Below are 13524 nucleotides of genomic sequence, written 5' to 3'. Positions count from 1 at the left end.
CAGATGGGAACTAAATTACCGCTTCCCGCGGCACCAGCAAAGGATGAAAACGTCCCCGCGTGTATGAGCATGAGGGTATTTTTCAAGGGTAGTAATTGAGTAGCTCTCGCACATTGTCCAGGAGAAGAAGCACATCTCGTCGGTATGGTGGGAGGAATAGGTATTAATGAAGCAGGTAATCGATCTGTCAGGTACAGGTTGGCGTTTGAAAGGCTTTGTAGGAGCAGCATGGGATTATCAAAAGGTCTACGCGAATGACAATGACGGATGTGACGGATCAGGTTTGGATGGCTCATGGTATCCGGCCTCAGTCCCCGGGACCGTCCAGACCGATCTGCTGCGACTAGGAATGATAGAAGACCCCTGCTTCGAGCTCAACAGCAGAAAAGCCGAATGGGTATCGGAGAGGGATTGGGTCTATCAAAAGCGCTTCCGTTTAGGGAGTGATTTGGCCGGCCGGAAGGTTGGCCTCCGTTTTGAGGGGATAGATTACTCGGCCCATTTCTTCTTGAACGGCCGGAAGCTGGGGGAACACACGGGAATGTTTACTCCCGTAGAGTTCGACATCTCGGATTTTATCAAGCCAGGCGAGGACAATATTCTTTATGTAGCAATAGAAGCTGCACCTGATGAGTACCCGCAGATAGGTTACACAAGCAGGGTCAGGACACATAAATGTCGCATGGCGTATGGGTGGGATTTCTCGACAAGGCTCGTCCCGCTGGGCATATGGAAACCTGTGAGGCTGGTTGTATACGATGAAGCGTCGATCGAAGACCTCTGGGTGCGATCATTTCTGGCGGAAAGCCTCGGACAAGCCACTATCAGAATAGTAGCTCGTGTGGCCGCCACCGGCCGGACCGGTGCCAGCACCCTGGACGGGGTGCGGCTCGAAAGCCGCATTAAGTTTTCGGGCCAAACCATATCCAACAAGGTCGTGGAGTGCAGCCCGGAGGAAACTACATCAAGAAGCGAACTGACTATCGAACACTTGATCGAGCGCCCGAGACTGTGGTGGCCGAACGGCATGGGTGACCCGAACTTATATGAATCTGAAATCATACTCTACGATGCCGACGGCGAGGTTCTCGATCAGCGTACCGACGAATTTGGCATACGTAAGATTGAAGTCATACCGAATGACAATGCACCCCAAAACGCTCGAGCATACACATTCGTTGTGAATGGAAAGAGGACTTTTGTGCGAGGCTGGAACTGGGTTCCTGCCGATCAACTGTATGGGCGAGATCTGAGCCGAAAGTATAAAAGGCTGATTGAACTCGCCAGAAGCGCCAATGTCAACCTCCTGAGGGTATGGGGCGGCGGCCTCATCGAAAAAGAGGAATTCTACCGCGCCTGTGATCGGAACGGAATAATGGTATGGCAGGAATTCATCTTGTCAAGCTCTGGCCTGGACAATATGCCCTCCAGCGACCCCGAATACATAGAAATGCTCGTTCGAGAGGCCCGAGGGATAATCCCGTTGAGGCGGAACCACCCGTCCCTTGTGGCGTGGTGCGGCGGAAACGAACTTATGGATGAGAACCAGATCCCAATCACAGGCGATGAACCTGTGATAGCTGCTCTGCAAACAACAGTCACCGAGCTGGATCCTGACAGGCCGTTTTTTCCGAGCTCTCCAACCGGCCCTGTGTTTACCCTCACGCGAGATATCGTAAAGAAGCATGCTGAAGTACATGACGTACACGGGCCCTGGCACTACCTGGGTGCGCATGAGCATTACTATCTTTACAATAGCAACAAGGCGTTGTTCCACAGCGAGCTTGGCTGCCCGGGTGCCACCTCGACGGGGTCGCTCAGGCGATTCCTGGAAGATGCCTCCATGTGGCCACCCGACAACTCCAACCCGTCATGGCATCATCACGGTGGCGACTGGTGGGACCACAGGAAACAACTCGAAGAACTCTTTGGCGAGCTACACGAGATCGATATGTTCGTGAAGGCATCCCAAATCATCCAGGCCGAGGGGCTCCGATATGCTATAGCTTCCAACATGCGGCGCAAGTTCCGGTGTTCGGGGACAATCCCCTGGCAATTCAACGAACCCTGGCCCAACGCCGTATGTACTTCCGCAATAGACTACTATACGGTACCAAAGATGGCTTATTATTGGGTCGCCGACTGTTACTCGAGCGTGTATCTGGGGGCCTCCTATGAAAAGCTCGTGTGGAAACCGGCTGAGACATTCAGCGCCGATCTATGGATAAACACGGGCCCGGGATTACCGGGAGGCAGATACACCTACGCGTATTCCATAACTGACCTCAAAGGCAGATCATACGTGGACAACTCCGGTGAAGTCGACTTGATTACCTGCGAAGAGTGCGCGTATGACATCGGGCCTGTTGAGTGGCAGATCCCCGTAGCCTTCGAGGATGTTTTTCTTTTGCACCTGCAAATCTGGAATGAGGCCCAGCAGGTCAGAAACTCAACTACATATGTTTTTTCGAGTAAAGAGACTGATCCACTCCAGCCGCTGCTGCAAGCCCCCAAGACACAGCTGCAGATCAACAAGATCATACGCGAACAAACCGGCCGAGGATCCGGCAGCTCAATTGAGCAAGCGTATTTAATGGAAGTTGCGAATACCGGTAAAAGTCCGGCGATGTTCGTGGTTCTCGAAACACCGGAATTATGCGATGAGGTCTTCTATAAAAGGAACTATGTTACAATCCTACCAGGTGAATCCGAGGTGTTCCAGTTTTCGATCGTGCCAGGGGAAATCACATCAGGGAAAACTAAAGGCGTGGTGGGACGGCCTTCATTACAGGTCTCTGGCTGGAATACGACTGTGCTGGAATACGCTCTCGAATACAACCGTGCTGAGAAATGAGTCTTCCCCGATAAGCGACAACTCGATCCATGTTTCTCCGAGATGATCCAGCAGAGTCATGGGAGCTGACTTGGGCCAACGGGATGTAACCTGGTGCAATGAACCGCTTGAGCGCTCAAACGGGTATCAGGGCGATCATCATCGATCATCATATCATCATCTGCAATAATAGTGCCATTAAGTTTGATGGTATGTTATAATCAGATTAGCGCTGTTCCGACCCGTTTTTATCCTTTCCAATTTGCAATTTAGACGTTATAATTTGGACGGCGCGGGTGATAGATTCGTGGCAGCGAGCTCGAGGGTTAATCCCGGATCAGGCATTGATTCTGGCGATATAAAAATAAATCCTCCCACTGGGTCCATCAATAGCCTCATGCGGGCCGGCAGGCTCAGCAAGAGCATGAGGGGCATCCTCATAGCGCTTTTCTGCATCGTCCTGGTCTGGGGCATGGCCCCCCTGAGTAACTCCATATCGGAGGGCTACCGTCCCCAGGACCTCAGCGTCCCTCATATTACCATTGTCTCAAGCCCACAGAGCTCCGCCGCCGCGTTGACAAACTCATGCCGTGAAAACGAGCTGCCGCAAGGGACGCTTACGCTGCGGACCTGGACTCCGCTCAGGCTCCAGGATCAAAAGGTCAAGCTCCAGCCGGAGCTCAGGGGGACAGTCATGGAGCCCGAAGGTGGCCGCGTGTCAGCCGTTTTCCTCGCAGCATTGCTCACTCCTTCATGCAACGGGAGCAGGTATAAAGGCTGGCCCCTCTTCTCCGTTTTCACATCCTAGATCTCACATGCCTCACATCCTGCGATATGAGGCTGGTTGAGGCTACCTAGCAGATCGAAACTAGGGAAAGCTAGGCTAGGCCAATCTAGGCTAAGCTGAAAAAGGATAACAGAGAGGGGAAGCCATATATGAAAAACCGTGAAGAGCTCGAGAATGAAGCCCAGAAGCCGGTGTCTGCATCGAGCGAATGGGGCCTGATCCTGTTCCTCATAGCCATTATCCTGGGCACGCTCGGGATATTCGGCTGGCTCATCAGCCTGGCGCTGAAATAGGGACACTAAGTGCGAGTTCGCAGATTACCGCTGCTTTTCCGGGACTTACGGTGTTTGCGCGACGGGGCCTTTGAAATTTGGCAAGGCCCTCGCGCCAAATTTCAACGGAGGCGCGCCGCAAGCGCGCCGTCCCCAGAGCGCAACACCGTAAGTCCCGGAACGTGCTGGTAAACTGGCACAAATTAAGGAACCTGCACTTAGCTCCGCCTCCGCACAAAGGCCGACCTTACGCCCGTATCTTGGGATCCAGGATATCCCTGAATGCATCCCCGATGAGGTTCCATGCCAAAACAAACAGGATTATAACTAGGCCCGGGTAGATAACTGTATACCAGTATTCCAGGGGGTTCCCGGCGGTGCCGAGCAGCCAGTTGCGGGCGAAGCTTATCATCTGGCCCCAATCCGCGTAGCCCTCCGGCGCGCCAACGCCGAGGAAGCTCAGGCTGGACGCCGTTATCACAACAGAGCCCAGGCTCATAGATGCCTGGATCAGGACGGGGAAGATCGAGTTGGGCAGGATGTGGCGGAGGATTATCTTGAGGTCGCGGACCCCGCACGCCTTCGCCGCGAGCACATATTCCTCCTCCCTTATCGCAATGATGCTGCCTCTCATCAGGCGGGCGTAGCCCATCCACCCGAAGGCGATCATGGCTATCATGACCTTGTCCAGGCCCTTGCCCAGGATCGTAGTGAGAACCACGGCGGCTATGAGGAAGGGAAAGCTCAAGAATATATCCACAATCCGCATCAGCACCTCATCCAGCCTCCCACCGTAATAGGCAGATACGGCACCGATTATTATCCCTATGAGGCAGCTGGCCCCCACCACGATGAGGCCGACCCTGAAGGCCGTCCTCGTCCCCCATACAATGCCGTAGTATATATCATATTGGCCTTGAGTGAGCCCAAGCGGGTGTTCCGGCGATGGCGGCCGCGGGGTTGAGCTCCAGCCATATCTTGGTATTCTGTAGGGCTCGTCGGAATACCTGGGCGGGGCGAGCCAGGGCGCGGCAAGGGCTACAAAAATGAAGAAGATCACCAGGATAAGGCCAAGCAGTGATATAGGATTCCTTACCAACTTCCTCCACATGATAACCTCGCTCCTGTTCCAGTTCCAGTTTCACTTCCAGGTTCGCTTCCAGGTCCAGGTCTAGTCCCAGTTCGTCTAATCCCGGTTCCTAATTCCCAGCTCCTGGTTCCCAGACCCAGGTCCAGGTAGGGTTCCTGTTCCGTTTCTTTCCACCCCGGTCCCCATCCCTGTCCCCCGCGACCCGGGAGTGTATATTACTCCAGCCTCACTCTCGGGTCGATAAATGCATAAAGTATATCCACCGCAAGGTTCACGATCACAAGCAGCATCCCGTAAAACATGGTGGTGCCCAGGACGGTGGGGTAATCGAGCTGCTGGGCCGCCGTTGCGGTCAGGAGCCCGATGCCCTTGTAGTCGAATACGCTTTCTATGATAACGACGCCCCCCAGGAGCCCCAGCACCATCAACCCTGCCACCGTCGCAACGGGGATGAGGGCATTTCGCCGGACGTGCTTCCTTATAACCACGCTCTCCGGCAGGCCCTTGGCCCTGGCAGTCGTGACGTAATCCTTGTTGAATACGTCAAGCATGCTTGAACGCGTGATCCTCATGATGAACGCCCACCAGAGGTAGGCCAGGGTTATCGTGGGCGCGATCAGGTGGCGAATGGCGTCCCAGAATACCGCCCAGTTCCCATTCAGTATAGCGTCTATAGTATTCATGCCCGTATATCGTATAAAGGCCTTGGACATGACTATCTGGTCCGCCCAGGTGCTGAGCCGCCCGGGCGGGAACCACCCGAGAACCCCGTAGAAGAACATCAGGACAATAAGACCAAAGACGAAATCCGGGAGGGACCACCCGACTATAGCGAAGATCCTGGCAGCATGATCATAGGGATCATTGTGATGAACCGCGCAGAAAGACCCGAGAAGGATGCCGCCAATCACCACCGGGATCACGGCAAAAAGGACAAGCTCCAGGGTGGCCGGAAATCTCGCAGCAATAGCCTCGCTTACCGTCATATTCGCCGACTCGGACCAGCCCAAATTCCCATGGGCCAGGTTATTCAACCACCGGCCATAGCGTACGTAAAATGGGTCATCGAGATGGTATTTTTTGACGAGGGCATCTATATCCTGATTGCGAAGCTCCTCCGGCGACCTGATGTAAGTGCTCACAAGTTGGTACGGGGAGAGCAACTGCATCAGGCCAAAGATCATGATGGTTACCCCAAAGATCACCAGCGGCAACAGGAAGAGCCGCCTTATTATGTAATTTACCACTGTTACCCGCCCCTTCGCAGAAACCTGGCGCAGCTTACGCTTGTTTACTCTCGCGCGGGATGAGGCTTGGCTTAAAGAGGGAGAAGATCTCTGGGCCCGGACCTGGCCCGGAGTGGAAGCCGGGACGATCCGGCCTGGCCATCCCGGCTTCCACCCTCCAAGCGGCCACCAGCCCTCTATCAGCCGGCCGGCCAGCCAGTTACAGTTACTTCGAAAGCTCGTAGAAGTCGAACTCTCCCGGCCTCACAGGGTTATATGTGAATCCCTTGACCCAGTCGCGCATGACCCTGTGTTCGATAGGCTCAGCCGTAAAGATCGCTATGGCCTCCTCGTAGGCGAGCTCCTGGAGCTTGTAGTAGATCTCCTGTCGCTTCTTGGGATCGAGGGTTGCGATGCCCTGCTCAATGAGGGAATCGAATTTCTCCCGCGCAAGCTTGCGCATCGCCTCGCCCGTGTAACCTGCGAAGGCGCCGTTGCTGTGCATGTAGGGGTGGACGAAATTGTGAGCATCAGGGTAGTCAGGCAGCCATCCCATGAAGAATATGGTTTGCCGGCCACTCCTCAGCTTATCTAGGTATGTCGACCACTCCACGCCACGTACATCAACTTTGAATTTGCGATTTACGGATTCGATGTTGGCCTCCAGGATCTCGGCACCCGCCTTGCGGGCGTCATTACCCGAGTTATAGGAGATTGTCATCTTGAAGCCCTTCTCCCAGAGCTTCCCGCCAAACGCCTTCTTGAACTCCTCCTCGGCCTTCTTCAGATCCAGGTGGTAGGTCGGCTGCTTGGGGTTAGAGTAGGGCAGGGCCATCGGGATCGGCCCCTTGGGCTGGCGCGCCTGGCCCAGGGATACCTCCTTGATATATGCATCCCAGTCAAAGCAGTAGTTGAAGGCGCGCCTTACGTGGATGTCGCCGAAGAAATCCGACGGGATGCCGTTGCCATCCAGCTTCCCGCTGCCAACATCATCATTGCCCTCGACGGGGATCGTCTGATTGAACAGGATCGCGGTATTGGACATCCCAGCCAGATTTTCCACGACTTTAACCCCGGGGATCGCCTTCACCTGGTCGAGGTACATCACGGGGACATAGATCATATCGGCCTCGCCGTTCTGCAACATCAACTTGCGCGTGTTGAATTCATCGATGTACTTTATGACTACGTTCTTCACAGGAGCAGGTCCACGCCAGTAACCGTCAAAGCGTGTATATATGACCTGCTTCGCGTTCTTATCCCACCTCACGAGCTTGTAGGGACCAGTGCCGACCCCCTTATCAAACAGGACTGTTTTTTCCTTGGGGGGATTATGGAACTTCGCCCAGGTATCCGCCTTGCCATCCCAGTCCCCATGGGCTATGCACCACTTCTTGTTTATGATCACGCTCCAGTTGGCGGAGTGCGCGAGGATGCCCATGAACGGCGGGTAGGGCCTCTTGAGGTGGAACACTACGTTATCACCCTTCACCTCGACGGCCTTGTCTATCATGTCATAGATTTTATTGAGGGTCTTGCTGTCGACCTTATCGAAGGTGTCGGAGGTTATCTGAGTCCCCATGAGATCCGAAGCGAGATCATTCAGGCTCGATACGCCCAGCAGGGGCTCGAGAAGCATCCAGACCGGCCCGCCGTCAGGGTCCATAATCATCGACCGTTCGAAGCTGTACTCCACATCCTCGGGCGTAAGGACATCCCCGTTGTGGAATTTCACATCCTTGCGGATCGGGAATGTGTAGGTGCGCCCGTCCTTGGAGACCAGGCCGTTCTCCACGGTTGGGACCCTGGTTGCGAGCATGGGAACGAATTCCGAGATATCGCCCGGCTTATACGCTACCAAATTATCATACATGTTGTAGATAACTTCGCCGCTCGCTGTATCATAGGCGTACGCGGGATCCAGCGAGTCCGGCCCACCGATGGTGACATAGACAAATGTGTCCGGATTCTTTACAGGTGAAGCTTGAGCCGAAGACAACACAGAGACAAGAGCCAATAGGGAAACCAGGACAACCAACCTCGAAAGCGCTCTCATAAAACTACCTCCCCCTATCTGTTTTTTTATGAAAATGGCCTGAGCCATCTTCATCGAAACTCACAAAAATCGCCAACTGCATCACTAAGCAGGGCAGTACAACTGTCTCCTGAAGGCTTCTCAATATACTAATTCAACCCATAATTCAACCCGTCTGCGCCGCCCCCGCGCTCCAGACGCCCATAAGCCCCAGCTCATCCGCGAAGTGGCATGCTGCAAGGTGATCCCTGTTCCCCACCTCATGCAGCACCGGTTCCTCTTTTGAGCAAATGCTCCGGGCATACCTGCACCTGGGGTGAAAATTGCACCCCGGGGGCGGGTTTATCGGGCTCGGGATGTCGCCCTCCAATATGATCTGCTTGTACTGGAATTCCGGGTCCGGCACCGGGATCGCCGAGAAGAGCGCCTCGGTGTATGGGTGCCGCGGGTTATCAAATAGCTCCTCGACGCCAGCGATCTCCACGATCTTGCCCAGATACATGACGGCTACCCTGTCGCTTACATGCTGTACAACGCTTAAATCGTGGGCGATAAATAGATAGGTGAGACCGAATCGCGCCTGCAGGTCCTCGAGCAGGTTGAGGACCTGGGCCTGCACCGAGACATCGAGCGCCGAGACCGGCTCGTCACATACGATGAGGCTGGGATTGAGGGCAAGGGCTCGAGCTATACCGATACGCTGCCGCTGCCCGCCGCTGAACTCGTGGGGGAATCTCCTCATATGCTGGGAACTCAAGCCCACGGCATTGAGCAGCTCCTCCACCCGCTCGTACCGCTGCCTCCGGCTCCGCATTCCCTGAGCCTCGAGCGGCTCCGCTATGATGTCCTGCACCTTCATCCGGGGGTCCAGGGAGGAATATGGATCCTGAAAGATGATCTGCATCGACTTTCTGAGGGATTTTATGGTTTTGCTGTTTACCTCAATTGGCTCCCCATCCATGTTGAATCTTATCTCCCCGGCAGTCGGCTCGATGAGGTGCAGGATGCACATGCCGGTAGTGCTCTTCCCGCTCCCGCTCTCCCCTACCAGTCCCAGGGTCTCGCCGCGCCGGATGTAAAGGTCAACCCCATCTACGGCTCTCGCGTAGCCTATCGGTTTCCTGAAGAGCCCGCCCAGTATGGGGAAATACTTCTTGAGTCCGCGGACCTCCAGCAGCACTTCCTGGTTGCCCCTGTTACGCGAGTCGATCCCGTCACGCGGCCCGGTCGCGCCATCTGGCTTGGTCGCACCACGCAGCTCGCTCGCCATCGTTCTCGTCGCGCGCTTATCATCCGCATCCACACGCGTGCGCATATTACGCATATAGCCAGCACCTCACCTCATGCCCATCATCTAGCTTTACGAGGCGCGGCTCTTCGCCGCATATCTCCATAGCTCGCGGGCACCTGGGCGCAAACCTGCACCCACCAGGGATGTCAAAGGGGTCTGGCACCACTCCCTCTATGGGGACAAGGCGCCTCTTTTGTTTCATCCTGATGTTGGGAATTGAGTTCAAGAGGCCGATCGTGTAAGGATGTCGGGGCTCATGGAAGATCTCGTGGACAGGTGCATATTCGACGATCTTGCCCATATACATAACTGCAACGTCGTCGCACATATGACATACAACCCCGAGATTGTGGGTGATCAGCATGAGTGACATCTGATATTCGTCCTGGAGACGACGAATCAGATCGAGGATTTGGGCCTGTATCGTTACATCAAGCGCCGTGGTGGGCTCATCTGCGATAAGAAGCCGCGGGTTGCAGGAGAGGGCCATCGCTATCATTGCGCGCTGCCGCATGCCGCCGCTCAACTGGTGGGGGTATTCGCGGATCCGCTCGGAAGGGCTTGGGATGCCCACCCGGCCCAGCATTTCGGCGGCGAGATCCAGCGCCTCCTTCTGGGAGGCCTTCCGGTGGAGCCTGACAACCTCCGCAATCTGTTCTCCTAATGGTATATACGGGATTCAAGGATGTCATGGGCTCCTGGAATATCATGGCTATCTCGGCCCCGCGAATACTGCGCATTACCTTGCCGCGCGGGTCCTGCACGGCAATATCGATTAACTCTCCATTCGTCCCATTTGCACCGTTCCTACGATAAAAAATGTGACCTGAATGAATGCGCCCGTGAGGCCTGGGGACCAGCTGCATGATGGAAAGGGCCGTCATACTCTTCCCACAGCCGCTTTCGCCCACAACTCCCAGGACATGGTGCCGCCGGATTGCGAAGGATACCCCGTCAACGGCCTTGACGGTGCCCTCATCGGTTCGAAGATATGTGGCGAGATCCTCTACCTTCAAAAGTATATCTGGAGATAGTTGACCGTTTTGTACGCCCGACTCATCCGCAGGGGTCTTGTCCAAAGCGCTCACCTCATAGTAGAACAGTTGACGTAGAACAGTTAAAGTTAATAAGAATGCTCCGAACCGGGGTTTCGGTGGGCTGGATGAACCTGAAACGCTGCGAATTCGTAATGCAAACTTATAATCGGATGCTCCAGGAATCCCTTCGCATCTAGTATAATGTTACCACCCCCACCTATTCGTGTCAAGGCCGGGTTGCCCCATCCTCCGGTACTTATCCTGGCCTCATGCACGGGTTTTGCGGCAGGCTGACCCGGCCTTCCACCCGCCTGCTCTCCAGCCTATTCGGTCGAACAGGATCAACCACACACAGAGCTTCCGTATCCTGCATAGATTTAAATAAAGCCAGGATTTCAAGCGGCATCGTTCTACCAGTGGTCCTGCCCCTGGTTTCCATATGAGGACCGGAGATTGAGAGGGCTAAGCGAACTAACAGGTAGTACTGCAATGCTAACCAAGTTGGAAGGGGGGAGCGATGATGGACGAACACGCACAAGACTTCCGGCAGGAGATAATAAATGCCGGTTTGCTCGGCGCGATCGCAGGCTTTGGTGCCAGAGCCGGGGCAGACCTGGCAAAGCAGGAGCTATCGAACTTTGAGCAATATATCATCGATGCATGCCTGGGGTTTATCGGAGGGGTGTTCTCGTGCATTATCGCGGAGTTCGTGCACAGCCCCCCGGCAGCAGCCTTCATCGGTGGCTTCCTATGGGCATTCGCGGCGGAGGAATTCGGCGGCATATCCATCCCAGCAGAACCCAGTTCCTCGATTCACCGCTCGATTCTTCAATTCTCAGTTGTTCAAGGCTCTTAGCGGCGCCGGTATCCTGCCGCCCCTCAAGCTAAAGCCCCTCGAGGAAAACTGGCTCACCTCCATTATCGGGGCGCGGCCGAGCAAGCCACCGAATTCGGCCCATTCTCCCGCGCCCTTGCCAGGTACGGGTATAATCCTGACCGCTGTTGTCTTGCCATTTACCATGCCAATCGCAGCTTCGTCGGCAATTATCGCGGATATGGTCTCGGGAGGCGTATCGCCCGGTATGGCTATCATATCAAGCCCAACGGAGCAAACGCTGGTCATGGCCTCGAGTTTTGCCAGAGTCAAGGCTCCAGCCTCGACAGCGGCCATCATCCCGCTATCCTCGCTCACGGGGATAAAGGCCCCACTCAGACCGCCGACATATGATGACGCCATCGCCCCGCCCTTTTTCACAGCATCGTTCATGAGCGCGAGGGCAGCAGTGGTGCCAGGCGCGCCGCACCTCTCGATACCCATCGCCTCGATGATCTCAGCTACGCTATCGCCGACCGCAGTGGTCGGGGCAAGCGACAGGTCTACTATACCAAATGGCACACCAAGGCGCTCGGCGGCGATACGGCCAACCAGTTCGCCCATCCGGGTGACTTTAAAGGCTGTTCTCTTGATGATGCCAGCCAATGTGCCGAGATCGGCATCCGGGTGTTCGCGAAGCGCCCTTAAAACGACCCCAGGGCCGCTTACCCCGATATTTATAGCGCATTCGGGTTCACCCGCTCCATGAAATGCCCCCGCCATGAAGGGGTTGTCATCAGGCGCGTTGCAGAATACCACCAGCTTGGCGCAGGCGATCCCGTCGCGACCGGCCGTGCGCTCCGCCGCACCCTTGATGATCGAGCCCATATCCCTCACCGCATCCATATTTATACCGGCGCGCGTAGAACCTACATTTACGGAGGAACAGACCCGTTCCGTCTCGGAGAGGGCCTGCGGGATGGCCGCGATCAGGGCTCGCTCGCTGGAGGTGGCTCCCTTGTGGACCAGCGCCGAAAAACCCCCTATGAAGTTCACTCCAAGGTCCCCTGACACCCGGTCCAGGCAGTGAGCCAGCTCAACGAACCCTCCGGCATCCAGCGCTCCCCCAATATCCGCTACAGGTGTCACGGCGATACGTGTATTTATTATCGGGATTCCATATTCGCGCTCGATCTCTCGCCCGACCTCCACGAGGTTGGAGGCACAGCGGCGAATCTTCCCCGCTATCTTGTGTTTTAGCCGGGGGAGCTCGGGATCCGCGCAATCGTGCAGGTCTATCCCCATGGTGATTGTCCTGATATCCAGGTTCTCCATCTGGACCATGCGTATTGTCTCGAATATCTCGCTTGGAGATAGGTTAACCAACTTCATCTCGCTCATGACCCCTTCCCCGGTGCACAATCTATCTTGACTAAACCCGATGCATAAAATTGAAAACGTCTTCGTGCTGGATGGTGATCTTCAAGCCCATATCCTCACCCGCCGCAGCGAGCTCCCCCTGAATCCTGGCAAACCTGGAACGCTCCGGGCCAAGGTCCACCAGCATGATCATGGTAAAGAACTCCTGCATGATTGTCTGCGAGATATCGAGGATGTTGACCCCGTTCGCGGCGAGAATCCCCGCCACGCGGGCTATGATCCCGATCCTATCCTTCCCTACAACGCTCACCACGGCCCTGTTAGACCTACCGCCGTCAACATCATTTCTAGCACTCCTGCCTGCCTCATCCCTGCCGCTCTTGCCTGTGTTGCTATGCATGCTGATTCACCCTCTATCAAACACTCCCTCGATTAGAAATATTTCCCATCCGTCGAGCCAGTGCGCGCGGGTCTACCTGGCCTTTGCTGGCAATAATCGACCGGCTGCCACATGCCGGCCTGGCAGAGTGCTCGCACCTTCGCTGAGCACCTTCGGTCGGCACCTTTTATGTGCATCTATGTGCAACATTATATCCTAGCTCGCCGATTTTAAAAAGCCCCCTGCAGGCCTTGGGCGCATAACTTCTTTATGATCCAGAAGATGAACTCATTGGCAATACAGGAGTTATGCTCCCAATCGGGATGGTAATCTTGCCAGATTCTCTCTAGCCACCCAGAGCATTACTCACGTGGAGACCT

The 13524-nt window shown here is 55.3% G+C and carries 10 protein-coding genes and 1 pseudogene; 4 read left to right on the top strand and 7 right to left on the bottom strand.

The annotated features are described in order from the left end of the window. Nucleotides 1–166: 166 nt before the first annotated feature. The 3 genes from HPY71_12745 (at nt 167) to HPY71_12735 (ending at nt 3913) form a co-directional block, all read left to right on the top strand. Nucleotides 167–2854, top strand: coding sequence for a hypothetical protein (locus tag HPY71_12745; GenBank protein ID NPV54364.1), 2688 nt, complete (start codon nt 167–169; stop codon nt 2852–2854). Between the two features lie 286 nt (nt 2855–3140). Further along, the gene (locus HPY71_12740) at nt 3141–3641 is read left to right on the top strand and encodes a hypothetical protein (protein NPV54363.1); all 501 of its coding nucleotides are present in this window, start codon (nt 3141–3143) and stop codon (nt 3639–3641) included. A gap of 128 nt (nt 3642–3769) precedes the next feature. After that, nucleotides 3770–3913, top strand: coding sequence for a hypothetical protein (locus HPY71_12735; GenBank protein ID NPV54362.1), 144 nt, complete (start codon nt 3770–3772; stop codon nt 3911–3913). Nucleotides 3914–4139: 226 nt separating this feature from the next. Here the strand turns inward: HPY71_12735 and HPY71_12730 are convergent, their stop codons facing one another. The 5 genes and pseudogenes from HPY71_12730 to HPY71_12710 form a co-directional block, all read right to left on the bottom strand. Further along, nucleotides 4140–5003: an ABC transporter permease gene (locus tag HPY71_12730; protein NPV54361.1), complete on the bottom strand. Its 864-nt coding sequence runs from the start codon at nt 5001–5003 to the stop codon at nt 4140–4142. A 194-nt stretch (nt 5004–5197) separates the two neighbouring features. Beyond that, entirely contained in the window at nt 5198–6229 is a 1032-nt protein-coding gene (locus tag HPY71_12725; GenBank protein NPV54360.1) for an ABC transporter permease, read from the bottom strand. Between the two features lie 205 nt (nt 6230–6434). Then, nucleotides 6435–8264: an ABC transporter substrate-binding protein gene (locus HPY71_12720; GenBank protein ID NPV54359.1), complete on the bottom strand. Its 1830-nt coding sequence runs from the start codon at nt 8262–8264 to the stop codon at nt 6435–6437. A gap of 145 nt (nt 8265–8409) precedes the next feature. Further along, a complete protein-coding gene (locus tag HPY71_12715; GenBank protein NPV54358.1) occupies nt 8410–9513 on the bottom strand; it encodes an ABC transporter ATP-binding protein in 1104 nt (367 codons plus the stop codon). A gap of 46 nt (nt 9514–9559) precedes the next feature. Continuing rightward, nucleotides 9560–10556 (bottom strand): annotated as a pseudogene (locus HPY71_12710) (ABC transporter ATP-binding protein). Nucleotides 10557–11088: 532 nt separating this feature from the next. Here HPY71_12710 and HPY71_12705 point away from each other — a divergent pair. Then, entirely contained in the window at nt 11089–11427 is a 339-nt protein-coding gene (locus HPY71_12705) for a hypothetical protein (GenBank protein ID NPV54357.1), read from the top strand. Here HPY71_12705 and HPY71_12700 read toward each other — a convergent pair. Continuing rightward, nucleotides 11407–12777: a PFL family protein gene (locus HPY71_12700; protein NPV54356.1), complete on the bottom strand. Its 1371-nt coding sequence runs from the start codon at nt 12775–12777 to the stop codon at nt 11407–11409. The genes HPY71_12705 and HPY71_12700 overlap by 21 nt on opposite strands. A gap of 40 nt (nt 12778–12817) precedes the next feature. Further along, complete coding sequence (locus HPY71_12695; GenBank protein NPV54355.1) at nt 12818–13165, bottom strand: ACT domain-containing protein; 348 nt, start codon at nt 13163–13165, stop codon at nt 12818–12820. Nucleotides 13166–13524 lie beyond the last annotated feature (359 nt).

Source organism: Bacillota bacterium (genome assembly GCA_013178125.1).
GTDB lineage: Bacteria > Bacillota > SHA-98 > Ch115 > JABLXJ01 > JABLXL01.
The sequence above is the reverse complement of the archived record's forward strand: the minus strand, read 5'-3'. Positions and strand labels throughout refer to the sequence as shown.

Coding starts and splice junctions, on each gene's coding strand:
- HPY71_12745 (NPV54364.1), top strand. CDS start 167: ATGAAGCAGGTAATCGATCTGTCAGGTACAGGTTGGCGTTTGAAAGGC.
- HPY71_12735 (NPV54362.1), top strand. CDS start 3,770: ATGAAAAACCGTGAAGAGCTCGAGAATGAAGCCCAGAAGCCGGTGTCT.
- HPY71_12730 (NPV54361.1), bottom strand. CDS start 5,003: ATGTGGAGGAAGTTGGTAAGGAATCCTATATCACTGCTTGGCCTTATC.
- HPY71_12720 (NPV54359.1), bottom strand. CDS start 8,264: ATGAGAGCGCTTTCGAGGTTGGTTGTCCTGGTTTCCCTATTGGCTCTT.
- HPY71_12715 (NPV54358.1), bottom strand. CDS start 9,513: ATGGCGAGCGAGCTGCGTGGTGCGACCAAGCCAGATGGCGCGACCGGG.
- HPY71_12705 (NPV54357.1), top strand. CDS start 11,089: ATGATGGACGAACACGCACAAGACTTCCGGCAGGAGATAATAAATGCC.
- HPY71_12700 (NPV54356.1), bottom strand. CDS start 12,777: ATGAAGTTGGTTAACCTATCTCCAAGCGAGATATTCGAGACAATACGC.
- HPY71_12695 (NPV54355.1), bottom strand. CDS start 13,165: ATGCATAGCAACACAGGCAAGAGCGGCAGGGATGAGGCAGGCAGGAGT.